Below are 22,154 nucleotides of genomic sequence, written 5' to 3'. Positions count from 1 at the left end.
CGGCTTGCGCCGGCCGGGACAAACGCCGGTGCGGGCCTCAGATTTTCGGGAGGAAGAATGGCCGAGTTCAGAATTGCGCCGGATCTGGTCGCTGCGGAAAACGATAAGCGCGCCGCTGCGCTGAATTCCGACTATGAGGCGCTGGGCGCCACACTTGACCGCCGAGGCGTCGATATCGAGTCGGTGACGAAAAAGGTCTCAGAATTTTTCGTCGCCGTGCCCTCCTGGGGTGTCGGCACCGGCGGAACGCGCTTTGCCCGCTTTCCGGGCACCGGCGAACCACGCGGCATTTTCGACAAACTCGACGATTGCGCCGTCATCCAACAGTTGACGCGGGCGACGCCGACGGTCTCGCTGCATATCCCCTGGGATAAGGCGGATGCGAAGGAATTGAAGGCAAAAGGCGATGCGCTCGGCCTCGGCTTCGATGCCATGAATTCCAACACCTTCTCCGACGCACCCGGCCAGGCACATTCCTATAAATACGGCTCGCTCAGCCATGTCGATGCGGCGACGCGCGCGCAGGCTGTCGAACACAACATCGAATGCATCGAGATCGGCAAGGCGATAGGTTCTAAGGCACTGACGGTTTGGATCGGCGACGGTTCGAACTTCCCCGGTCAAAGCCACTTTACCAAGGCATTCGAACGTTACCTCGCTGCGATGGCGGAGATCTACAAGGCGCTACCGGAAGACTGGCGGCTTTTTTCCGAGCACAAGATGTACGAGCCGGCCTTCTATTCGACCGTCGTGCAGGATTGGGGTACAAACTATCTGATCGCCCAAACCCTCGGGCCAAGGGCCTTCTGCCTCGTCGATCTCGGCCACCATGCCCCGAACACCAATATCGAGATGATCGTCGCCCGCCTTATCCAGTTCGGCAAGCTCGGCGGCTTCCACTTCAACGATTCGAAATATGGCGACGACGATCTCGATGCCGGCGCGATCGACCCCTATCGCCTGTTCCTCGTCTTCAACGAATTGGTCGACGCGGAGCATCGTGGCGCGAAGGGTTTCCATCCAGCCCATATGATCGACCAGTCACACAATGTCACCGATCCGATCGAAAGCCTGATCTCCAGCGCCAACGAAATCCGTCGCGCCTATGCGCAGGCTTTGATCGTCGATCGCGAGGCGCTGGCGGGTTATCAAGACTCTAACGACGCCCTGATGGCCTCCGAAACCCTGAAGCGTGCCTACCGTGCCGATGTCGAGCCGATTCTTGCGGAAGCCCGCCGCCGCACCGGAGGCGCCATCGATCCGGTGGCGGCTTATCGGGCAAGCGGTTATCGCAAAAAAGTTGCTGGCGAGCGTCCGGTTTCCGCGGCAGGCGGTGGCGGGATTATTTGAGAGATCAAAATTCGAGAAGCCGGCAGCGCGCCGGTTTTCTCACCGGAAGATCGTCCTCTTCAAGCGGAGCGTTGGCGAGCAGCCAACCGAGGGAAGGCACCATCTGCTTCAGCCTTCGATATTCGCCGTAGGACAAGATCACTGCGGCACGTTCGCCTTGACGCGTGATGACGGAGACGTTTCCGTTGAGCGCATGATCGGCCAAAGTCGAAAGAACACTCCCCGCGTCGTCGATTTCAATCGTTTTCATCAGCTTACCCATCAGCCTATACAGCTATAGGATGCGATTAACCTGATGTCCCGTCAATGCGCCGTCAGATTTTGCCCTGGGATCGCCGACAGCAATTCCCGCGTATAGGGATGCTGCGGATCGTTGATAAGCTCTGCCGCCGGCCTCAGTTCCACGATTTCGCCACGGCGCATGACGGCGATGCGGTCGCAGACCTGAGCGGCGACATGCAGGTCGTGGGTGATGAATAGCATCGCGAGATCGAGGCGGCCTTTCAGCTCTTCCAGCAGTTTCAACACCTGCGCCTGCACAGTGACGTCGAGCGCCGAAACGGATTCGTCGGCGACAAGAACGTCGGGTTTCAAGGCGAGCGCACGGGCAAGGCCGATACGCTGACGCTGGCCGCCGGAGAATTCATGCGGGAGACGATCGACAGCGCGCGGATCAAGACCCACGAGGGTCAGGAGCTGGCGGGCTTCCTGCATTGCCTCCGCATGACTGACGCCATGCGCCAGCGGACCATCCGCGATGCTGAGGCCGATCTTGCGTCGCGGGTTGAGCGAGGCGAAAGGATCCTGGAAGACCATCTGGATGCGCTTGCGCGCCTGTCGCAGCTTCGCACCCTTGAGCTTGGTGAAGTCGTCGTTGGCGAGCATGACCTGGCCGCTGTCGGGATCGATCAGCCGGGTCACCAAGCGGGCGACCGTGGATTTGCCTGAGCCGGATTCGCCGATCAGACCTAGCGTCTCGCCACGCCGGATTTCGAAGCTGACTTTGTTGACCGCCTGCGTCCGGCGCTTCGGCTGCAGGAAGCCACCACCGGAAACATAAGTCTTGCACAGCTTGTCGACGGAGAAGGCGATCGGTCGCGCGGTGGTCGAGGCGCGTTCTGGCGGAATCGCCGAAGGTACGGCGGCGAGCAATGCCTTGGTGTAATCCTGTGTCGGGTGTTTCAGCACGCTTTCGGCCGTGCCCTGTTCGACCATCAGGCCCTTCTGCAACACCAGTACCTTGTCGGCGATATCGGCGACCACGCCGAAATCATGGGTGATGAAAACGACCGACATGCCGCGCCGCTGCTGGATGTCGCGGATCAGCCGCAGGATTTGCGCCTGCGTGGTGACATCGAGCGCCGTCGTCGGCTCGTCGGCGATCAACACTTTCGGCTCCAGCGCCAGGGCCATGGCGATCATCGCGCGTTGGCGCTGGCCACCGGAAAGCTGGTGCGGGAAAGAGCGGACGATACGCTCGGGATTGGGCAGACCGACTTCGGTTGCGAGCGTCACGGCGCGCTCCGCGCGTTCCTTCTCGGTCAGCAATCCATGCGCTTCGAAGACTTCGGCAATCTGGTCGCCGATGCGCATCGAGGGGTTCAGCGCCGTCATTGGCTCCTGGAAGATCATAGAGACGCGCTTGCCGCGCAGATCACGCAGCACCGGCGGCGGTGCGCTGATGATATCAGCCCCCTCCAGCAGGATTTCGCCTTTCTCGATGCCGATCGCTTTGGGCAGCAGGCCCATGATGGTCTGGGCGCAGAGCGATTTCCCCGATCCGGACTCGCCGACGATGCAGAGAATTTCTCGCTCCGCCAGATCGAAGCTCAGGCCTTGCAGCGCATATTTCCGGTCTCCGCCCTCGGGAAGCGTAAGGGTCAAGTCGCGGACGGAGAGAACGGAAGCAGACGTCATGGTTTCAATATCCCAAACTCAATAGCCGAGGGCGATGCCGTCCTTGCGATGGTCGGATGCGCCGAGCAGGACGCCGCGTTCATGATCGATCATGATCGCCTGCGCGCCTCCGATTGGCTCACTGGCCCATTCGGTGACATGGCCGCGGCGTTCGAGATCCAGTTTGATCTCTTCCGAAATCGTCGGTTCGAGAGCGAGTTTACCGCCGAAGCAGAAGCTGCGCGGCTGGTCGCTCGCTTGCTGCGGATCGAGATCGCGGTCAAGGATTTGGCTCAGCATATGGGCATGACCGGTAGCCTGATATTGCCCACCCATGACCCCGAAGCTCATGCGCGTCTTGCCGTCTTCCATCAACATGGCCGGAATGATGGTGTGGAAGGGCAGCTTGCCAGGGCCGATTGCATTTGGATGTCCCTGCTTGACGACGAAACCTGCGCCGCGGTTCTGCAGCAGAACGCCGGCGCGCGGCGCGTAGATGCCACTGCCGAAAGCAAAGAAGATCGAGTTAATCAGCGAAATCGCGTTACCGTCGCGGTCGACCACCGAAACAAAGACCGTGTCCTTATGTGTCGGACCATCCCAGATAGACGGGTCGGCGGCATGCTCGAGGCTGATCTGCGAGCGCATGGCGGCAACGGAACGATCCGACAGCAGTTCGTCGATGCTGAAGGTCAGGTGATCCGGATCGCTGATGAGCTGGTCGCGCTTGGCATAACCCGCCTTTGTCGCCTCTGCGAGCAGATGGATGCGGTCGGCTTCGGTCAACTTGGGATCGCGAAGATCGAAACCGTCGAGAATGCGGGTGATCAGCAGGGCGGCCAGACCCTGACCGTTCGGGGGGCATTCGAGCAGGTCGCGGCCGCGATATTTGCTGGAGATGGGCGTGGTCTCGAAAGCTTTGTAATTGGCGAAATCACTTTCTTCATGCAATCCGCCAAACGATTGCAAAACCTGGGTAATTTCCTCCGCCACCTTGCCGCGATAAAAGGCGTCGCGACCGTCCTTGGCGATTGCCTTCAGCGTAGCGGCAAGAGCAGGATTGGCCATGCGTTCGCCGGTGCGCGGTGCGCGGCCATGCGGCAGGAAATAGGCTGCTGAGGCCGGGTATTTGGCGACACGGTCGCCATAGCGGCGCCAGTCGAGTTCGACGCGCGGTGTGATGCAATAACCGTCTTCGGCGGCTGCGATTGCCGGCGCAAGCACACGGCCCATATCGAAACGGCCATAGGAGCCGATCAGCCGGCACCAGGCATCGACCGCGCCGGGAACGGTGACCGCGTGCGGGCTGTCGTCGGGAATGGCGGTGAAGCCCTTCTCCAGGAAGTAGTCAAGCTTCGCCTTTTGCGGTGCGCGGCCGGAGCCATTGAGTGCTATCGGCGTGCCGCCGGCAGGGCTGTAAAGAGCGAAGCAATCGCCGCCGATGCCGGTCATGTGCGGATCGATGACCGACTGCAGTGCGACCGCCGCGACTGCCGCGTCAACCGCGCTGCCGCCAGCGCGCAAGATATCGACCGCCGCCAATGTTGCCTGCGGATGCGAGGTCGCCGCCATGCCTCTGTCGGAAATTGCGACCGAACGGCCCGGCTTGAAAAAATCCCGCTGCTGCATGTCTTCAATGTCCTTTATCTGCCTGTTGCTGCTCGCCTCTGATGCGAGCTTCAATATCGTTTTACGATGTTTTCTCCGCCATGAAAGCCATGCCGAGATCGGCGCGCCCTGGAATCTCGAACAGCGTCTCGCGGAACTGCTCAAGCGCGATGGCAATGGCGCCGAAAAGGCCGGCCTGGCTGCCGAGCGGGCTGATGGTGCAGGACAGCGGCACCGGCACGCAACGCGACAGATAGAAGCTGATCCGCTCCACCAGTTCAGGCCTTGCCCCGACGCTGCCGCCGAAAATCACCACTTCCGGATCGACGACCGCGGAGATGGCAACGAGCGAGGTCGCGACGACGCGCGCTACTTCGTCGATCACCATGCCCGCTGCCGGATCATCCTTACGCTCGAACAGTTCGCGCACAGTCAGGCCCGGCGTGCCGCCGAGCGCTTCGTAGCGGCCGCGGATGGCGATACTGCCGATTGCCGACTCCAGCGCGCCGGCCATGAAGGTACGGGAATCGAAGGGATCGGCGCCGATCGGCAGGGTGGCGATTTCGCCGGCTGCTCCGCGGGCGCCGCGGACGATGCGGCCCTCGTTGACGATGCCCATGCCGATACCTGTACCGAGCGCCACGAAAACGAAATTGTCGATGCTGCGGCCGTTGCCTAGCCATTGTTCGCCCTTGGCGGCCATGTTGACATCGTTCTCGATGAGGATGTCGTAGCCCAGCCTGTCGCGGAGAACGTCTTCAAAAGCCAAGTCCGTAAGACCTGGGATATTCGGCACCATGGTGAGTTGCCGGCTCTTTGGATGGACTGCACCGGGGATGCCGATTGCGCCCATCTTCACGGCCTTCTTGGCAATGCCGGTCTTTTCCAACAGAGCGTCATGCATGCGCACTATCTGGTCGACAACGCGTTCCCCGCCGCGCGAATCCGTGCTCTCTATGATCTCGCCGGCGATTGCGCCAGTAAGATCGGCCAGTGCGGCATGGATCTTGGTGCCACCGATATCGACACCGAAGACGAAGGCCTTGCGCGGCTCGAGCTCATAGGTCACCGCGCTTCGCCCGACCGCGCCCTGAGTTCGGCCGGTTACGCGCAGCCAGCCCTCATCCTCAAGATCGCGCACAATCTCGGACATGCTTTGCTTCGACAGCCCCGTCAGGCGCGCCAGTTCAGCACGCGACACGGGGGCATTTTCGAAGACAGCGCGCAGCACGGTGCGCGATGTGATCTGCCGGGTGAGGGGAACGGATGTTGAAATATCTGTCATGGCCTAATTTTTTGTCAGTTTTGAGAACAAACTACCGAACGGAAGAGAGGCGTCAAGGAGAATTTTCGGTATAAATGGTGGATTTTTAATCGCCGCCCATAGTTTGATCAAATCTTTAGTCAGGATACTTTACAATCGCAAAAAACCATGCATCACTTATGGCTGTATAAAATCTGGGCAGGCGGGCCGGTCTCATAGGGGTACGCCACAAGGAGATAATTTATGGGAACTTCCATCAAGGCATTTATGATGGCGTCGGCCATCGCCATGACGATTGGATCCGCGCATGCAGCAACATTGCGCGTCGGAATGCAGGATGATCCGGATGCGCTCGATCCGGCAACGAGCGGCACCTATGCAGGCCGTATCGTTTTTGCCGCCATGTGTGACAAGCTGGTCGATATCAACGCTAATCTCGACATCGTGCCGCAACTCGCAACCGCCTGGGCGTGGAACGACAAGGGTACGGACATTACCTTCACCCTGCGCAGCGGCGTCACCTTCCAGGATGGCACACCGTTCGATGCTGCCGCCGTCAAGTTCAACATCGAGCGCATGAAGACGCTGAAGGAATCGAACCGCAAAGCCGAGCTGGCGCCGATCGACACCGTCGAGGTGGTCGATCCGACCCATGTAATCTTTCATTTGAAGGCGCCGTTCGCGCCGCTGCTCTCCGTGCTCAGCGACCGCGCCGGCATGATGGTGTCGCCGACCGCCGTTCAGAAGGGCGGTGAGTTCGCAGCCAACCCGGTCTGCTCCGGTCCTTACATGCTGAAGGCGCGCAAGCAGCGCGACTCCATCACCCTCGACAAATATGCTGGCTACTGGAATGCCGGCGCCATCGGCTATGACGAGATCCAGTATCTCTATATTCCGGATTCGACCGTCCGTCTGTCGCGCCTGCAGGCTGGCGATCTCGAAGTCGCCGAGCGTATCGCGCCGACCGACCTCGCCACCGTGCGTTCGGACAACAAATTGGCGCTGCATTCCTCGCCCGGTCTTGCCGTCTCGCATCTGATGATCAATGTCGGCAATGGCGACAAGGCCAAGACTCCACTCGGCACCGATCCCCGCCTGCGCAAGGCGCTGGAATTGTCGCTCGATCGCAACGTCATCAACCAGGTTGCTTTTAATGGCGAATTCATCCCCGATAATCAGATGATCCCGCCGTCGAGCGCCTTCTACAGCAAGTCGCACGCGATCCCGGCGCGCGATGTCGACAAGGCGAAGGCGCTGATCGCGGAAGTCGGCGGTCCCGCGCCGAAGCTGGAAATCACCTATGAAAACTCGCTGACAGACGGGCGCGTGGCACAGATCATTCAGTCTCTCGCGGGCGAAGCCGGCTTCGACGTGCAACTGCTGCCTCTCGAGACAGCCTCGGCCGTGCAGCGCTACCTTGCCGGTGACTTCCAGGCCTATATCGGCAACTGGAGCGGCCGTGCCGATCCGGACCCGACGCTTTATTCCTTCTTCGGTTCCGACGGCAGCCAGAACGTCAACAAATACAAGAACCCGGAGATGGACAAGACGCTGGTCTCCGCCCGCCAGGCATCGGATGAAGCAACACGCAAGCAGCTCTACGAGAAGGCGACGGACATCTATTTGACCGACCTGCCGACTATTCCGCTCTATCACCCGAACTGGTTCTATGCATCGAGGGCCGATGTGACGGGCATCACCATCTATCCGGACGGCATCCTGCGCCTGCAGGGCGTCAAGCCTGCCAAATAAGCGATCATCCGCTGAGGATGGCGCGGGGCCGCCGCGCTATCCTTTTTCCGGTTTTGCATGATTTCGTCCCAAGACCGCATCGCAGCTTTCGGGATCATGCAGCAAGAGAAAAGCCATGTTTCTTTTTATTTTGCGCCGCCTGGCGATCGCCATTCCAACCTTGTTGCTGGTATCGATCCTGGTCTTCGGTCTGCTGAAGCTTCTGCCTGGCGATCCGGCGATTGCGCTGGCGGGTGAAGAGCGCGATCCTGCCGTCATCGACTTCCTGCGGCATAAGTACATGCTGGATCAGCCGCTTTACACCCAATATGTCCATTGGCTCTGGGGCATCCTGCAAGGCGATTTCGGGCTATCGATCCGCACGAAGCTGCCGATCGGCGAGATGATCCTCGAGAAATTGCCGGTCACTATCCAGCTTTCTGTCATGGCGATGATCCTCGCGCTGGTTATCGGCATTCCCGCTGGTGTCATCGCGGCGCTGAAGCGCGGCACGCCGGTCGATTATGGTGTCAGCATTCTCGGATTGGCTGGTCTTTCGGTTCCGAGTTTCTGGCTCGGCATCATGCTGATCCTGGCCTTTGCGGTGCGGCTCGGCTGGCTGCCTTCCGGCGGCTATGTCGGTCTGTTCGATTCTCCGCTCGACAATCTGCGTTACATGCTGATGCCAAGCATCGTCCTGGGGACCGCGGCGTCGGCCATCGTCATGCGTCATACCCGCAGCTCCATGCTGCAGACGCTCCGGCAGGATTATGTGCGCACCGCCCGTGCCAAGGGCCTGAAGGAGCGCATCGTCGTCATCCGGCATGTGCTGCGCAACGGCTTGATCCCCGTGGTCACCGTCAGTTCGCTGCATTTCGGCGAGCTTTTGTCCGGTGCGGTGCTGACCGAACAGGTCTTCGGCATTCCCGGCTTCGGCAAGATGGTGGTCGACGGTGTGTTCGGCCGTGACTATGCCGTCGTCCAGGCCGTCGTTCTCTGCTCGTCGGCGATGTTCCTGCTGCTCAATCTCTTCGCTGATATCGCCTATGTCATTCTGAGCCCGAGGTTGCGCGGATGAACACGACCGAAGCCACGCTCGCCATTCCCGCCGCCTCCGGCAATCGTAAATCGGCACTGCGGCGCTGCCTCAGTCAGCCCAGCGCCATCATCGGTGGCCTGATCGTCCTTTTCTTTGTGTTCGTCGCGATCCTTGCGCCTGTCATCGCACCGTTCCCGCCGAACGTATCGAACTGGCTTACGGTCCGACAGGCGCCTTCGGCGCTGCATTGGTTCGGCACCGACGATCTCGGCCGAGATATCCTCTCTCGCGTCATCTTCGGCGCTCGTGCTTCGCTGCTTGTCGGTCTTGTCTCCGTAGTGATCGCGATCGTCATCGGCGTGCCACTCGGCCTGATATCCGGCTATTTTGGTGGTCTCGTCGATGTCGTGATTTCGCGCTGCACCGACGCGCTGCTGTCCTGCCCATTCCTGGTGCTGGCGATCGCCTTTGCAACCTTCCTCAATCCAAGCCTTGAAAACGCGATGATCGCCATCGGCATTTCGGCGATGCCGATCTTTGTCCGTCTGACGCGTGGGCAAGTGCTGACTGTCAAGACCGAGGACTATATAGCCGCGGCGCGGCTCCTCGGCGTGCCCAATATCAAGATCATGGGTGTCTATGTGATGCCGAATATCCTGGCGCCAGTCGTCGTGCAGGCGACGATCACCATGGCGACGGCGGTGCTCGCCGAAGCGAGCCTTGCCTTCCTCGGCCTTGGTCAGCGCCCACCGGACCCATCCTGGGGTTCGATGCTCGATACGGCGCGGCAATTCCTGCAGCAGGCGCCGTGGATGCCAATCTGGCCGGGCGTGGCGATCATCGTACTGGTCATGGGCTTCAACCTGCTTGGTGACGGCCTCAATGACGCGCTCGATCCGCGCCAGGATTGATTTCAAACCTGGCAGCCTTTCAGGAACACCTCCGTGCAGATTCGCGCCCGCCGGCTGATCTCCGCAATGTTCGGAGGAGGGAGCTGGCGCAGAATCGCGGCGCGCTGCGGCTCCATGATCATCATTCCACGCAGCATGCCGGAGGCCATATGCGGGTCTTCCAGGCGGATGAGCCCGCGTTCGCACTGGGTCGTCAGCCATTTTTCCATGACGGCGTTCGAGCCGATAATCGCCGTCTCATAGAAGGATGTGGCGATTTCCGGAAAGCGGTCCGATTCCGCGATGACAAGACGCATCATGTCGACGGTGTCGTCGGACATTGTGAGCATGCCGTAGGCCGTCAGCAGTCGCTCCAAACCCTGCCGCAAATCCATCGTCGCCAGCATCGACTGGTCGAGCGCCAGGAAAAACCGGCCTATGCGGTCGGAAACAATGCTTGAGAACAGATCCGCCTTGGTCGGAAACAGCCGATAAAGCGTCTTGGTCGAGACGCCGGCGGACTGGGCGATCGCATTGATGCTTGCGGCCGCGTAGCCGTTTTCACGGAATTGCACGTCCGCAGCCTCGATGATCAAGCCTCTCGTATCATCGTCGCAGCGAAGTTGAGGTCTGCCGCGTGGGCGCTTCTCAATTAATTGAATTTCGACCATGATGATTTTCCAAATTCCTGTTGACTTCCATTTTATAGAGCATATTTTGGAAAACATCAAGTTTCCTAAATACCCAACCGGGAATTTTTGCGGGCCATCCGCCCTCCTAAGACGATCGGCCCATCAGGAGAGACAACAGTGGAAAACAAGGTTCATGTATTGAATGCCAATAAGCAGGCACCGGTCGCCGAGGCCCCGACCATGGACGCCGGCAAGCCGGATCTGTCGGTCGAACTGGCGCGTATCGTCGCCGAGGAAAAGCCGGCCGCCAAGAAGCGGGGGAAATCGTTCCTGCTCGGCGCCACAGCGCTCGTCGTCATCGCCGCTGCCGCATATTACGGTCATAACTATTGGACGGTCGGCCGCTTCCAGGTATCGACCGACGATGCCTATGTACAGGCCGACAACAGCGCCATTGCGCCGAAGATTTCCGGCTATATCACCGATGTCGTCGTCAACGACAATCAGAGCGTCAAGGCAGGGCAGGTGCTCGCCCGCATCGATGACCGCGACTTCAAGACGGCGCTCGATCAAGCCAAGGCCGATGTTGCCGCCGCTCAAGCCGATGTCGAGGCCAAGCAGGCTTCCCTCGACATGCAGCAGTCATTGATTTCGGCTGCCCAGGCGACCGTCGATGTCGACAAGGCCAACGAGACCTTCGCCGAGCAGAATGACAAGCGCTATGCGAGCCTCTCGGTCAACGGGTATGCGCCGGTTCAAACCGCACAACAGGCCGCCTCTCAGATCGCCGCCGCCCGCGCCGCAATCGATCGTGATACGGCGTCGCTCGCGGCAACGACTAAGCAGGTCGATCTGTTGAAGGCCCAACTGGCGCAGGCCAAAGCGATACTCGCCCATGACCAGGCCGTCCAAAACCAGGCCGACCTCAATCTGTCCTACACGACGATCACCGCACCGCTCGACGGCGTCGTCGGCAACCGCACGCTCCGCGTCGGCCAATATGTGCAGGCCGGCACGCAATTGATGTCCGTGGTGCCGACGTCGGCGGCCTATATCGTAGCCAATTACAAGGAAACCCAATTGACCGACGTGCATGCCGGCCAGCCAGTCGACATCGAAGTCGATATGTTCCCCGGCCGGGTCTATCACGGCCACGTCGACAGCCTGGCGCCTGCCAGCGGCCAGGAATTCGCACTGCTGCCGCCGGATAATGCCACTGGCAATTTCACCAAAGTCGTGCAGCGCATCCCGGTCAAGATCGTGCTCGATGGCGACAGCGCCACGTCCGGCGACCTGCGCCCCGGCATGTCCGTGCAGCCGAGCATCGACATCAAGACGGCCGACCAGGGCCATGGCGCGTGAACGGTGAGAGATGAGGAGTACTAGCCATGTCCACCATCGCAGCCACCTCCGCCACCGCCGTTCCCCAACCAGCCGGCGCCAGCCTTAGAGATTGGATCGCCGTCCTAGCCGGCATGATCGGCGCCTTCATGGCGATCCTGAATATCCAGATCACCAACGCCTCGCTGCTCGACATCGAGGGCGGCATCGGCACCGGCGTCGATAACGGCGCCTGGATATCGACCTCCTATCTGATTGGCGAGATCGTGGTCATCCCGCTGACCGCCTATTTCAGCACTGTCTTTTCGTTTCGCCGCTACATGTTGGTAAACGCGGTGCTGTTTCCGCTGTTCTCGATCGCCTGCGCCTTCACGCATGATCTCGGGTCGATGATCGCCATGCGCGGCCTGCAGGGTTTTGCCGGCGGCATTTTGATCCCGATGGCCTTCACCATGGTTTTGACCAAGCTGCCGAAATTCCAGCAGCCGACGGGGCTTGCCATCTTCGCGCTTTCCGTCACCTTTGCTCCGGCCATCGGTCCGACCATTGGCGGTTACCTGACGGAGAATTACGGCTGGCAGACGATTTTCTTCATCAATGCATTTCCGAGCGCCATCATGGTCGTGGCGCTCGCCGCGACGTTGGAAAAGCAGCCGATGCGGCTGAGCCTGCTGAAAGAGGGCGACTGGGCCGGCATTATCACCATGGCAATCGGGCTCGCCGCCTTCCAGACGGTGTTGGAAGAAGGTAACAAGGACGATTGGTTTTCATCCCCCTTCATCCTGCGCCTTGCCATCATCGCCGCCGTGTTTCTCAGCGCCTTCATCTGGATTGAACTGACGGTCAAGAAGCCGCTCGTGCAACTGCGGCTGTTGAAGCAACGCAATTTTGGCCTCGGCGTCCTGTCCAATGTCCTGGTCGGCTTCGCATTGTTCGGTTCGGTCTACATCCTGCCGCAATATCTCGGCCAGGTGCAGCGCTACAATGCCGAGCAGATCGGCAACGTGCTTGCCTGGACCGGCCTGCCGCAGCTGATACTCATCCCGCTCGTGCCGATGATGATGAAGCGCTTCGACGTCCGCTATATCGCCTTCCTCGGCATCAGCATCTTCGCGATTAGCTGCTTCATGAATGTCACGCTGTCCGGGGACACCGCCGGCGATCAGTTCTGGATTCCGAACATCGTGCGGGCCATCGGCCAGGCCATGGTCATCACCCCGGTCACGGCGATCACCACCGGCCTCATCGCGCCGAAGGACGCCGCCGCCGCATCCGGCCTGACGAACATGCTGAGAAATCTTGGTGGCGCGGTCGGCACGGCGACGCTGGGTACGGTGCTTACCAAACGCGAGCAGTTTCATTCCAACATCATCGGCCAGTCGGTGACGTTGTCGCGGGAAGAGGTGAGAGATCGGCTGACGCAGATGACCAATTATTTTCTGGCGCATGGCGTCTCGGACCAGGCTCTTGCTAAGCAGAAGGCAATCGTTGCGCTTGGCAATATCGTCAAGCGGCAGGCGCTGATCATGGGTTTCAGCGATACCTTTGCAGTCATCGGCGTATTGCTGGCGATCGCGGCAGTCGCGGTGCTCTTTGCCCGCAAGGCGCAAGGAGGCGGAGCCGGCGCACATTAAACAGGCCCGACCACCGGTTTCTCTTGAAAGCATAACTTGGATCGCGACAAGCTCCACCAGCTTGCCGCGATTTTTTCTGCTGATCTCTTTCTCAAACCACGTTTGACGAACGTTTCAGCGGTTAAACCGCCGGCCTTCGCAATGCCCGCAGGTATTTGGCGCAGACGATGGCACTTTCCAACGGCGGCATGGTCGGCCGGTCGACTTCGGCGACGATCCAACCATCGAAACCAGCACCAAGTTCGGCGAGCATGGCCTTGATGTCGAGATTGCCCATCCCCGGTTCAACCCACAGGCCGTCCAGCGCCGTCTGCGGGTAGCTTTTGCCGGCTGCGATCGCCGCGTCGCGGATGTCGAGCCTGATGTCCTTGACGTGCATAATGCTGATGCGGTCCTTATAAGACCGGAACAGGCCCAGCACATCGGCGCCGGCCCAGGAAAGATGGCCGCTGTCCGGGCCGAAATTCAGCGTGCGCGGACCGATGGCGTCAAGCGTCCGGCGCGTCTCGTTTTCGGTCTCGATCCAGGTTCCGACATGCGGATGCAAGGCCGGCATCACGCCTTCGGCTTTCAGCGCCTCGGCGGCCTTGCCGAGCTGGTCGATGATGAAATCGAGCCGCGCTTGGTCAAACATCGTACCGATTGCCGGCTTGTCGACGCGCGGACGCAGCTTCGGCGGCATGTGAACGGCGATGAAGATGTCCTTGACCCCCAAGGCGGCCTGCCGGCCACCAGCAAGCTTTGCCTCCTCCAGGGTTTTTTCGAGCGGCACCTCCGCCTCGGGGCTCGGGATGCCGAAATAGCTCGGGCCCGGTAGGATGCGGGCACGTTCGAAAGCGGCCTTGTAGTCCTCCAGCGATGTACCGGCAGGAATCGTGATGACGGCGGCGGGAAAGCCTGCCTGTTTGATTTGCGCCAGGAAGTCATCGAGCGGCGGCGCCTTGCTGCGGTCCAGGAAGCCATCATCGGATGCCAACCACTGAATGGGGTTGATGGCGATCCGGTAGCCGTCCGCGGATACTCGGGGCGATAGATCAGACATGAAAGCTGTTCCTTTCGAGTTTGGATGTAGCCGTTGGATCGAGAGGTCTAGGGCTCGAGCCTGCGCCGGCGGCTGGCTGGCCGAGGATTGTTGATCACTGGATCATCTGGGGATGCCATAGGATGTGGCTATGGTTAGGCTTGCCAATGAGGCATGGCGCCGCACGATTGGATAAGGGTGCCCTGCTGCGCTGTTGATCGGCGTAAAGCCAGTCTCTACCGGCTGTGAAGGCCGCCGGGCGAACATCGCATCAAGCGTCGAAAACCTCCTCATCTGCGCCTTGCGGTACGGCCGCCGGGCGCTCGCAAGGCGTAGTGATGGCGATGTGCCGGCCTTCGACCGAAGAGCGCTCGAAACCTTCCAGAACTTCGAGCACATGCATGGCCATGTCGCCGTTGGCGCGGTGCGGGCGGTTGTGGCGGATGGCCATGGCCATGTCGACAACGCCGATCATGCGGTAATCCGCCTCCGAGCGGCCATCATCCATCACACGGTTCGGCCTACCGAAGGGATAGGCGGAGATATCGACATTTTCCCAGTCGCCGCCGGCCTTGGCGACCTGCGGCGTGCCGCCGAAGAAGTTGGGATCTGGAATGACGAGGCTGCCTTCCGTGCCGTAGATCTCCGTGTGCGAACGACGATGCTTGTGCACTTCCCAGGACATCGAGATCGCAACATTCGCGCCGCTCAGGAATTCCAGCGAGCCGTTGTAGAAAGTCGGGACTTCGACGTCGATCACGGCGCCGGTCAGCGGCCCCTCGACGACTCCGCGTCGTGGAATCCCGTTGGTGGAGATCGCTGAAACGCGCTTGATCGGGCCTAGCAGATTGATGAGTTGCGTCAGGTAATAAGCGCCCATGTCAAGCATCGGCCCGCCACCCTGTTTGAAGATGAAGAAGGAAGGATTGGCATAGCGATGCGCCGAGCTGCGGGTCATGAAGGTGGCCGCGCCACCAACCGGCTTGCCGATGCGGCCGGCATCGACCAGTCCACGGGCGGCCTGATGCGCGGCGCCGAGGAATGTGTCGGGCGCGCCGCCGACCCGCAGGCCCCTGGCGCGCGCCGCCTGCATCACCGGACCCGCTTCGGCGAAGGTCGCCGTCAGCGGCTTTTCCGAGTAAACATGCTTGCCGGCCGATATGATCTGGTGGCTGACTTCTGCGTGTACCATTGGCAGCGTGAGATTGACCACGAGCTCGATCTCCGGATCGGAGAGCAACCGATCAACGGTGACAGCCTCAACCCCAAACGCTTGCGCCTTGGCTTCCGCCGCCTCCATGCGGATGTCCGCTATCGCTTGGACTTTGATAAGCTTCGATCGCACCGCACCCTTCAGATATGAGTCGCTGATATTGCCGGCGCCGATGATGCCAATCTTGACAGGTTCCATGTACAACTCCCGTACAGGCTAGATAAAAATCCATTTGAGTGCGGTGGTTACGATCGGAACTACCGCACCCAATATTCGTGACAAATCCGCACCCACAGCCGGACGTCCGCGAGTGATGATGCTGCCTTGAATCGTCCAAAATCGCTGTTGTAAGCCATTGAAATATAACGCTTGGTTTTTTGCGCCTTTGATTGTTCCGATTTGCAGGCTTGCGTCTTCCAAATGCCGGCCGCGCCTATCGATAGCACAAAAAAAGGCCGACGAAGTCGGGCATGGAGATCTGATTTCTCTGATTTTTAAAAGAGAGCTAAAGGGTCGATAGTTCGCTCCGACCGCGTGCGCGATCCTCCACAGTTTGCAATTAAACCGGGAGCCTTTCCACAATGGAAAGTATAGGTTATGATATACTTAATTACCTGCCGTGATCATGCGACCCTCATCAGCGACGTAATCGAGTCGTGTGTTTGCGTTGAAGCCGTGCTCCGTAGAAGACGGAAGGAAAGGCTCAATGGCTCTGAAGAAAAAGGTGAGTACTCCCAGGAAATCACCGGACAACGTTCTTGGCGAGGCCATGCGGAAATTTGAAGGTGCCAGAACGCGGCGCCTCGGGTCCATTCTGATACGGTTCATAGGGGAGGAGGGCGGCGATTTCTACGTCCACTCGCATGCCACCGGCTGCAAACTGTCGCGGGAGGCTGAGCTTGCGCCGCCCTTGGTCGAGATCATCGGCGATGCCGCGCAGATCCGGGCAGTTCTCGACGGAAGCAGGGAGGGTGTCGCACAGTTCTACCGAGGCGGCATCCGCGTTCGGGGCGATCTCCAATACCTGAGTGAAGTCGCTCATGAGCTGGGGTTCATCCGAGAGCCGTTCTTCGTGGGAGGGTGAGCCATGGCGACGACGATCGGCTTCGTTCAGAGGCTCACGGTGCTCCAGCCGAGCTTGGCATGCGCCTTCATCGGTCCGGCGCCCACCAACACGGCCATTCTCATCATACAGGGCAACCCTGAGGACACGCTTGCCCAGCTGGCCTTCAAGACAAGTATGATCGACGCACTGACGGCGGCGATGACCACGCGGCAGCAGGTACAGGCCCAGCACGGTGACACGGACTCCAATATCACCGGACTGACCCTGGGTCCCGGCTGAGCAGGTGGGGCCATGGCAACCACTTCCGGCTTTGTGATTTCCTTGACCTGGGTAGGCAATCTGGTTTGCTCCCAAATCGGAGCGCCCGGGGCGGCGGAGCTGTTGATCGTCCAGTTCAACTCCGACGACCCGTCCGACGTGCTCCTCTTGAAGCGCTCCATCGTGAAGGCGCTCGTGCGTGCGAAGCATGCTGGCTACGCGGTGACAGCCACCCACGGCGACGCCGACGCTCTCATCGCGAGCATACAGTTCAACGGCTTCGACATCTGTCCGTCGCGTGCCGTCACCAACGACTTCTTCACCGTGTCCAGCGTCAATCTCCCGGACGATGTTGTGGTGGACTTCGACGGACCCGTCAACGTCGTGACTGTCACCCCCGATGTCGTCCGGCCCGATTGGGTTCTGGTGGCGCAATTGCCGCCTGCGATCCCCGCCGTCCGACATGACGTCCGGCTGCGTTCGCCGTCAACCGGCTGGACGAGCAACGCGGTGCCCGTGGACGTATCTTCCGGCCCGCTGGAGTTCGTCAGGCGTCTCTACACGGGAGCGCCCAAGGATCGTCCGTATACCATCACTTTCATTGGCAACCCGGTGATCCGCCGGTTTTCAGGAGCCCTGATCGCCGATCCGCTGACTACAAACAGGCCCTCGTTCCACAGGACGGTGTGGCGCTCGATCGACAATATGCTCCGGTCAACGGAGGACGTGCTGCGAGCGGGCGGTCTCGACAGGCACATACAGTTCGCGTGCATCTTCGATGCCACCCGCGCCATCGCAGACGCCGCCGCCCTTGTGCAGGAGGACAATACCAACATCATAGGGCCGCGTCGCACCCTGTTCCGGGGCTTTACCGATGGTTACTCCGTTTACTCGGACGTCAGCTTCGCCCTCTGCGAATCTGCGACGCACACCAGATCGTCAGCATGGTTTTCGACTGATGACACCAGCGGCACGTCGGTAAACTTCACCTATGACGGGACTAACCATAGCCACGGGCGCTTCGCCAGCATCCCGGGAACCATCGCGCTCAGCACTAGCCTCGGCAGCATGACGCCGCTTCACGAATTCGGGCACGCCTCATCCGACTTCGCCAATGGCATTGTCGATGATCTCTACGTCGATTCGCAGCGACCGGGGCTGAACGTCAACAAGAAGTTCAGGACGGCCTCCACCAACCCGATTCCGGCCACCTTCGGAAACTATAACGGCACTTCACGCAATTCGGACCAGAACCGGGACGGAATCGGTTACCCCACGACGTGGGTCTCCTATCATTGCGAGCTGATCGACAATGCGAGACCCAACCTCATGGACAACTACAATTTTGCCGATAATCCCCGACGCTGTCGTCTCGATCGGATCACCCATCAGTGGCTGACCGACCGGCTCTCAGCCAAGGTCTTTCGATAGGAGCCTGCCGTGGATCCGCTTTCTCCAGAATTCCGCCGTCTCCTGAAGGGGGCACACCCGGGATTGAGGGATGTCGACATAGACCGTCTCGAGGAGTTGACCGCGAGGCGCTTCCAGATGCCCCCCGAAGAACGTTCCGGAGAACTCGCCTATGAACGGTCAGAGCACGCTCGGATCATTGATCGTCAAATTTCCGAATTGAAGCAGGCAAGGATGCCACACTTCGACCGGATCGCACGCGAGTATGCTGCGATGCGGCGCGCGGAGGCATCCATCCCTGAGGTCCCGAAGATGACGATCAGACCGAAACGCTGAGAGGAGAATAGGCCCTCTCGGCCGTTCACGTTGGCACATCTCGGGAAGACATTGTTCATCGACCTGCGCGATGGGCCCATCGGTCACGACCAGCGCTCGCGGGTATCGGCTATTGCAGGTACGATGAATCAAAATCAGCCAGGCGCTCCAGTCTTTTGGAATCGAGGAGCTCCACCCATCCTTCATGAAACGTCATTGCATTCAACTCGCGCAACTGCCTGAGAACGCGATTGAAATGGACTGCGGTCAAACCCAGCGCATCGGCGATCAGCAACTGGGTTAAGGGACATTGATATGCCGTCTTCGTCCCTAGACCGACCAGACTCAAACGCGAGCCCAGCTCAAGGAAGAAATGGGCCACCCTATCGATGGGTCGGCGTCGACCGACGTCAACCAGATGCTGGACGACAATAGCCTCGTCCCTCAATGTCGACCAGAGTATCGACATGGCAAGACGGCCATTGCCATCAAACGCTTCAAGCAGTTTTTCGGCGTTTATCTCTCCGACCTCAACGCGTGTTATGGCGCAAAGGTTATCATCGGAATTGGCGAGCAGAAGTCTCCGAATGCCAATGAGGTCACCCGGAACGTAGAAATTGATCACCTGCCGCGTTCCATTGCGCATAAGCTTATAGGAGCACAGCCAACCTGCGCAGAGGATGTATGCATTTTTGAGCTGTTGTCCCTCGTGAATGATGTCGCATCCTTTCGTGAAGACGCGCTTGCGGATTTCGAGCGAGTCCAAAACCGTCTTGTCTTCAGGCAGGAAGGCGATATGCGTGTCAGGCTTACGCGCGACGGTGCGTCTCGGGAGCGGAAGAGGTCTCGTTTTGGTCCCGAGCAGGGATAGATCATGTGGCATGAAAGTGCCTTCAAGGTTCGAGATCGATATACAACCCCCTACGGCAGATATCGTACCGGAATACGCCACCCACAAGCTCAAGCCAGATTAACAAATGGTAGGGAAACGAAGGATCGTCGCGTGTCAAATCGCGAAGATTCTTCAATATTCGCAAAGCGTTAGCAACATACAAGCTCCTTCTGCCGTGCTTCACCGATCCCGCACTTCCTAGTGAAGCTGACGTGATTGGCTGCCCCAGGGTGCTGCTGTGCATCGATGTCGCGCGCGGCGGAAAAGTTCCAATTTATTAATTGAGATCATATCGAGGCCACGCGGAACAGCCCATGACTGGAGCGTGCGCAAGTTTCCACAAACCAGCGCACTTCGGAAACTTGAAACCATGCCCGTTCAAGAAACCGGCAACAGCTCCAATTGGAGATTGAGATGTTCAGAATGCCCAAACCGACCATCGTGTTCGTCCTCTTGGGAACGAGTTTTGCGGCTCTTACGGCTTCATCTGTTCCTGGCTTTGCTGCACCCACTTGCGTGGGAGACCTGCGGCTCACCGGAACGGAGCTGCGCGACACCCCGAGCGGTCAACAAAAGAGTGAAGCCATGGGGCTCTATTCCTCGGCGATCAATGCGCACTACAACGGGCAGGAGAGACGATGCCTGGGCGACCTAAATGAGGCCTCCACGGTCCTTGCCTCTATCCCTTCCTCCTTGTACCCCTTTGAACCAGGCGACGTTGGTGTGGAGGCTCCCTCTCATCCGGAGCACCACCATGGCGAACATGACCACGACCACGACCACGACCATGGCCATGGCCACGAGCGCGGCTAGACCCGTATCGCCAAATTTGGCGAACGGATAGGTAGGGCATGGCCCGCAAAGCGAGTTGCGGGCTGTGTCTTACGCCCAACCCGACGTCGCCCCAAAAAGTCAACGACGCCTATATAGCTGGTCAGAGGACGCGTTACCTCTCGAACCGCTGCCTTCAGGGGCTAGCTCGGCCAATGCGCCAACTGCAGCCACCGCTACTTTCGCGGGCGGGTTGAACAGGATCGGGCCGCCACGCTGTATCAGGGGCCAAAATGCAGGTCCTTAAGCTTCTTCCTCGCTGTACCGAACGTTCCAAGCTGGTATACAGATGCCCCGGTTGGGGAGAAAGTGAACGCCTCGAAAGGTTCTGCCAGCATTCCCTTGAGATAGGCTTGCGTGGCTACCCCGATTGTGACGTGGGGATTGAATTTCTCTCCGGCGGCAATCGACTCAAAGTTGGACACATAGTCGATCAAAGATGATTGGATGTCTCGGCCTTGCTCGGTGGACATGAAAGCCGCAGCGGTCCCGGTTTTCTCAGTGAAAGGCGCAACTGCGTCGATCACCTCGCGCTGTAGCCTGATCAAGTCTGGCGTCGGTTCCACGACGATGCCCGCAAGGCCAAATTCGGCATCGGGAATATAGTAGTATTTATTGGCTGTTAGTTTCCAGTCAGCGGGCTTTTCATCGCTCATAACCTTGTCAACCGCAGCGTAGACCTTGTCGAGATCGGCGGTGCGGACGAATTGCTGCAGGATGGTGACGTGGGGGTGGTGCGACTCATCGAGCGCGAAGCCCTTCGGGAATGTGCCAAGGAGGCGGGTATTGGCGGCCTTCGCTCGCTGGAGCATTGTTGCGTCAGGCTCGAGTGCGATGTCGATTGCCGTTGTCGAGTTCTCATCAGCGTGGGAAGTTGTCGGGGAAGAAGCTATAACGAGGCTTCCAACGAGGAATGCGGCTGCGAGTTTCGCATGGCGGAACATTGCTGCTTCCTTTCCTTTGCGTCGCGTTGTCCAACGGAGTGATCCGCCAAACTGTGCGTTTGCGAAGCTCCGTGTCTAACTGGGATATTAAGGAGACTTGGCTAAGGAGGCTCCTGGACGGTATCCCCATCCTAGTTTGATGGAGTTCGGCCTGCATTGCTATTGCACCTTGGGGAAGTCTATGTGGAGCAGCGAATGAGGCGCTGGGCAGATGTCCGGTAACTCTCACCGCAAAGAGGCCGAAACAGCCTGATGGGCATCTAATCCGTCGAGTTTTGCGACAATACCGGCCAATGCTGCCCCTGTGCTGGCGGCGTTTGCCATCTAACCCCGAAAACATCCGTGGACCGGTCGGCGATCACGATTTCAACAGCTTCTGGCTGTGCTTTGATCCCCACCAACGGTGACCAGGGTCTGGAGCCCGGAATGACCATTTGGTTTGCCCTGACAGGCGGGGCCTCCCTACCTAACCGTGCCAAAAGTTGACGAGGATACCGAGGCTACTGCGGTTTTGCCTGACGCTTTCCAAAAATGTGCCTAGACCGATCGGATCAATCCGCCGTCGACCCTGATGCGGGCGCCTGTGATGTAGGATGCCCGCTCGCTGGCGAGGAAGGCAACGACATCGGCAAGCTCCTCCGGTCGGCCGTAGCGGCCGGTCGGGATGGTGGCGATCGACGCGGCGCGGACCTGATCGAGTGTGATGTTCTGCCGCTCGGCCGCTGCCGCGTCGAGCTGGTCGACGCGGTCGGTATGAATGCGGCCCTGGACGATGACGTTGACGGTGACGCCCGCCGAGGCGACTTCACCGGCCAGGGT

The 22,154-nt window shown here is 59.6% G+C and carries 21 protein-coding genes; 11 read left to right on the top strand and 10 right to left on the bottom strand.

Annotated features, from left to right (window positions below; translation table 11 throughout):
• Nucleotides 1-57: 57 nt before the first annotated feature.
• On the top strand, nucleotides 58-1,350 hold the full coding sequence (gene rhaI / locus FHT86_RS34950; RefSeq protein ID WP_133704573.1) for an L-rhamnose catabolism isomerase: 1,293 nt from the start codon (nucleotides 58-60) through the stop codon (nucleotides 1,348-1,350).
• A gap of 4 nt (nucleotides 1,351-1,354) precedes the next feature.
• Here rhaI and FHT86_RS34945 read toward each other — a convergent pair whose 3' ends face one another.
• The 4 genes from FHT86_RS34945 to FHT86_RS34930 form a co-directional block, all read right to left on the bottom strand.
• On the bottom strand, nucleotides 1,355-1,600 hold the full coding sequence (locus FHT86_RS34945; RefSeq protein WP_133704574.1) for a type II toxin-antitoxin system Phd/YefM family antitoxin: 246 nt from the start codon (nucleotides 1,598-1,600) through the stop codon (nucleotides 1,355-1,357).
• Nucleotides 1,601-1,653: 53 nt separating this feature from the next.
• Nucleotides 1,654-3,267, bottom strand: coding sequence for a dipeptide ABC transporter ATP-binding protein (locus FHT86_RS34940; RefSeq protein ID WP_133704575.1), 1,614 nt, complete (start codon nucleotides 3,265-3,267; stop codon nucleotides 1,654-1,656).
• A gap of 18 nt (nucleotides 3,268-3,285) precedes the next feature.
• Nucleotides 3,286-4,875: a gamma-glutamyltransferase gene (gene ggt, locus FHT86_RS34935; protein WP_133704576.1), complete on the bottom strand. Its 1,590-nt coding sequence runs from the start codon at nucleotides 4,873-4,875 to the stop codon at nucleotides 3,286-3,288.
• A 61-nt stretch (nucleotides 4,876-4,936) separates the two neighbouring features.
• Nucleotides 4,937-6,139, bottom strand: coding sequence for an ROK family transcriptional regulator (locus tag FHT86_RS34930; RefSeq protein ID WP_133704577.1), 1,203 nt, complete (start codon nucleotides 6,137-6,139; stop codon nucleotides 4,937-4,939).
• A 222-nt stretch (nucleotides 6,140-6,361) separates the two neighbouring features.
• On the opposite strand from FHT86_RS34930, the gene FHT86_RS34925 reads away from it, so the two are divergent.
• From FHT86_RS34925 to FHT86_RS34915, 3 genes are all read left to right on the top strand, one after another.
• The gene (locus FHT86_RS34925) at nucleotides 6,362-7,870 is read left to right on the top strand and encodes an ABC transporter substrate-binding protein (protein ID WP_133704578.1); all 1,509 of its coding nucleotides are present in this window, start codon (nucleotides 6,362-6,364) and stop codon (nucleotides 7,868-7,870) included.
• Nucleotides 7,871-7,985: 115 nt separating this feature from the next.
• A complete protein-coding gene (locus FHT86_RS34920) occupies nucleotides 7,986-8,927 on the top strand; it encodes an ABC transporter permease (RefSeq protein WP_133704579.1) in 942 nt (313 codons plus the stop codon).
• Nucleotides 8,924-9,799: an ABC transporter permease gene (locus FHT86_RS34915; protein ID WP_133704580.1), complete on the top strand. Its 876-nt coding sequence runs from the start codon at nucleotides 8,924-8,926 to the stop codon at nucleotides 9,797-9,799. The genes FHT86_RS34920 and FHT86_RS34915 overlap by 4 nt, the downstream gene beginning before the upstream one ends.
• A gap of 2 nt (nucleotides 9,800-9,801) precedes the next feature.
• On the opposite strand, the gene FHT86_RS34910 is transcribed toward FHT86_RS34915, so the two are convergent.
• Nucleotides 9,802-10,449 carry a TetR/AcrR family transcriptional regulator gene (locus FHT86_RS34910; RefSeq protein WP_133704581.1) on the bottom strand — a complete coding sequence of 216 codons (648 nt, stop codon included), beginning with the start codon at nucleotides 10,447-10,449 and terminating at the stop codon, nucleotides 9,802-9,804.
• Between the two features lie 201 nt (nucleotides 10,450-10,650).
• Here FHT86_RS34910 and FHT86_RS34905 point away from each other — a divergent pair, with 201 nt between their 5' ends.
• Entirely contained in the window at nucleotides 10,651-11,772 is a 1,122-nt protein-coding gene (locus FHT86_RS34905) for an HlyD family secretion protein (protein WP_409527648.1), read from the top strand.
• A 26-nt stretch (nucleotides 11,773-11,798) separates the two neighbouring features.
• Nucleotides 11,799-13,385: a DHA2 family efflux MFS transporter permease subunit gene (locus FHT86_RS34900; RefSeq protein WP_133704583.1), complete on the top strand. Its 1,587-nt coding sequence runs from the start codon at nucleotides 11,799-11,801 to the stop codon at nucleotides 13,383-13,385.
• Nucleotides 13,386-13,506: 121 nt separating this feature from the next.
• Here the strand turns inward: FHT86_RS34900 and FHT86_RS34895 are convergent, their stop codons facing one another.
• Together FHT86_RS34895 and FHT86_RS34890 are read right to left on the bottom strand one after the other, a co-directional pair.
• Nucleotides 13,507-14,427, bottom strand: coding sequence for a sugar phosphate isomerase/epimerase (locus FHT86_RS34895; RefSeq protein WP_133704584.1), 921 nt, complete (start codon nucleotides 14,425-14,427; stop codon nucleotides 13,507-13,509).
• Between the two features lie 250 nt (nucleotides 14,428-14,677).
• Nucleotides 14,678-15,817 carry a Gfo/Idh/MocA family protein gene (locus FHT86_RS34890; RefSeq protein ID WP_133704585.1) on the bottom strand — a complete coding sequence of 380 codons (1,140 nt, stop codon included), beginning with the start codon at nucleotides 15,815-15,817 and terminating at the stop codon, nucleotides 14,678-14,680.
• Between the two features lie 508 nt (nucleotides 15,818-16,325).
• Between FHT86_RS34890 and FHT86_RS34880 the strand changes: the two genes are divergently transcribed.
• Genes FHT86_RS34880 through FHT86_RS34865 form a run of 4 tightly spaced genes read left to right on the top strand, consistent with a single transcriptional unit; the run spans nucleotide 16,326 to nucleotide 18,689 of the window.
• A complete protein-coding gene (locus FHT86_RS34880) occupies nucleotides 16,326-16,703 on the top strand; it encodes a hypothetical protein (RefSeq protein WP_166656689.1) in 378 nt (125 codons plus the stop codon).
• Nucleotides 16,704-16,706: 3 nt separating this feature from the next.
• A complete protein-coding gene (locus tag FHT86_RS34875) occupies nucleotides 16,707-16,964 on the top strand; it encodes a hypothetical protein (protein ID WP_133704587.1) in 258 nt (85 codons plus the stop codon).
• Between the two features lie 12 nt (nucleotides 16,965-16,976).
• Complete coding sequence (locus FHT86_RS34870) at nucleotides 16,977-18,374, top strand: hypothetical protein (RefSeq protein WP_133704588.1); 1,398 nt, start codon at nucleotides 16,977-16,979, stop codon at nucleotides 18,372-18,374.
• Between the two features lie 9 nt (nucleotides 18,375-18,383).
• Complete coding sequence (locus FHT86_RS34865) at nucleotides 18,384-18,689, top strand: hypothetical protein (RefSeq protein ID WP_133704589.1); 306 nt, start codon at nucleotides 18,384-18,386, stop codon at nucleotides 18,687-18,689.
• Between the two features lie 109 nt (nucleotides 18,690-18,798).
• On the opposite strand, the gene FHT86_RS34860 is transcribed toward FHT86_RS34865, so the two are convergent.
• On the bottom strand, nucleotides 18,799-19,551 hold the full coding sequence (locus FHT86_RS34860; protein WP_133704590.1) for a Crp/Fnr family transcriptional regulator: 753 nt from the start codon (nucleotides 19,549-19,551) through the stop codon (nucleotides 18,799-18,801).
• 423 nt (nucleotides 19,552-19,974) lie between these two features.
• Here FHT86_RS34860 and FHT86_RS34855 point away from each other — a divergent pair, with 423 nt between their 5' ends.
• Nucleotides 19,975-20,373, top strand: coding sequence for a hypothetical protein (locus tag FHT86_RS34855; RefSeq protein ID WP_133704591.1), 399 nt, complete (start codon nucleotides 19,975-19,977; stop codon nucleotides 20,371-20,373).
• A gap of 239 nt (nucleotides 20,374-20,612) precedes the next feature.
• Here FHT86_RS34855 and FHT86_RS34850 read toward each other — a convergent pair whose 3' ends face one another.
• Together FHT86_RS34850 and FHT86_RS34845 are read right to left on the bottom strand one after the other, a co-directional pair.
• On the bottom strand, nucleotides 20,613-21,335 hold the full coding sequence (locus tag FHT86_RS34850; RefSeq protein WP_133704592.1) for a 2'-5' RNA ligase family protein: 723 nt from the start codon (nucleotides 21,333-21,335) through the stop codon (nucleotides 20,613-20,615).
• Between the two features lie 537 nt (nucleotides 21,336-21,872).
• Nucleotides 21,873-22,154: SDR family oxidoreductase (locus FHT86_RS34845; protein ID WP_133704593.1), on the bottom strand; the 282-nt coding region annotated here is incomplete at its 5' end.

This window comes from Rhizobium sp. BK313, assembly GCF_014193655.1.
GTDB lineage: Bacteria > Pseudomonadota > Alphaproteobacteria > Rhizobiales > Rhizobiaceae > Rhizobium.
Note: the sequence above shows the minus strand (reverse complement) of the source record. Positions and strands in the feature narration are given on the sequence as shown.

What these genes read in the sequence shown, in the direction of transcription:
- rhaI (WP_133704573.1), top strand. Translation starts at nt 58, where the DNA reads ATGGCCGAGTTCAGAATTGCGCCGGATCTGGTCGCTGCGGAAAACGAT.
- FHT86_RS34945 (WP_133704574.1), bottom strand. Translation starts at nt 1,600, where the DNA reads ATGAAAACGATTGAAATCGACGACGCGGGGAGTGTTCTTTCGACTTTG.
- FHT86_RS34940 (WP_133704575.1), bottom strand. Translation starts at nt 3,267, where the DNA reads ATGACGTCTGCTTCCGTTCTCTCCGTCCGCGACTTGACCCTTACGCTT.
- ggt (WP_133704576.1), bottom strand. Translation starts at nt 4,875, where the DNA reads ATGCAGCAGCGGGATTTTTTCAAGCCGGGCCGTTCGGTCGCAATTTCC.
- FHT86_RS34930 (WP_133704577.1), bottom strand. Translation starts at nt 6,139, where the DNA reads ATGACAGATATTTCAACATCCGTTCCCCTCACCCGGCAGATCACATCG.
- FHT86_RS34925 (WP_133704578.1), top strand. Translation starts at nt 6,362, where the DNA reads ATGGGAACTTCCATCAAGGCATTTATGATGGCGTCGGCCATCGCCATG.
- FHT86_RS34920 (WP_133704579.1), top strand. Translation starts at nt 7,986, where the DNA reads ATGTTTCTTTTTATTTTGCGCCGCCTGGCGATCGCCATTCCAACCTTG.
- FHT86_RS34915 (WP_133704580.1), top strand. Translation starts at nt 8,924, where the DNA reads ATGAACACGACCGAAGCCACGCTCGCCATTCCCGCCGCCTCCGGCAAT.
- FHT86_RS34910 (WP_133704581.1), bottom strand. Translation starts at nt 10,449, where the DNA reads ATGGTCGAAATTCAATTAATTGAGAAGCGCCCACGCGGCAGACCTCAA.
- FHT86_RS34905 (WP_409527648.1), top strand. Translation starts at nt 10,651, where the DNA reads ATGGACGCCGGCAAGCCGGATCTGTCGGTCGAACTGGCGCGTATCGTC.
- FHT86_RS34900 (WP_133704583.1), top strand. Translation starts at nt 11,799, where the DNA reads ATGTCCACCATCGCAGCCACCTCCGCCACCGCCGTTCCCCAACCAGCC.
- FHT86_RS34895 (WP_133704584.1), bottom strand. Translation starts at nt 14,427, where the DNA reads ATGTCTGATCTATCGCCCCGAGTATCCGCGGACGGCTACCGGATCGCC.
- FHT86_RS34890 (WP_133704585.1), bottom strand. Translation starts at nt 15,817, where the DNA reads ATGGAACCTGTCAAGATTGGCATCATCGGCGCCGGCAATATCAGCGAC.
- FHT86_RS34880 (WP_166656689.1), top strand. Translation starts at nt 16,326, where the DNA reads ATGGCTCTGAAGAAAAAGGTGAGTACTCCCAGGAAATCACCGGACAAC.
- FHT86_RS34875 (WP_133704587.1), top strand. Translation starts at nt 16,707, where the DNA reads ATGGCGACGACGATCGGCTTCGTTCAGAGGCTCACGGTGCTCCAGCCG.
- FHT86_RS34870 (WP_133704588.1), top strand. Translation starts at nt 16,977, where the DNA reads ATGGCAACCACTTCCGGCTTTGTGATTTCCTTGACCTGGGTAGGCAAT.
- FHT86_RS34860 (WP_133704590.1), bottom strand. Translation starts at nt 19,551, where the DNA reads ATGCCACATGATCTATCCCTGCTCGGGACCAAAACGAGACCTCTTCCG.
- FHT86_RS34855 (WP_133704591.1), top strand. Translation starts at nt 19,975, where the DNA reads ATGTTCAGAATGCCCAAACCGACCATCGTGTTCGTCCTCTTGGGAACG.
- FHT86_RS34850 (WP_133704592.1), bottom strand. Translation starts at nt 21,335, where the DNA reads ATGTTCCGCCATGCGAAACTCGCAGCCGCATTCCTCGTTGGAAGCCTC.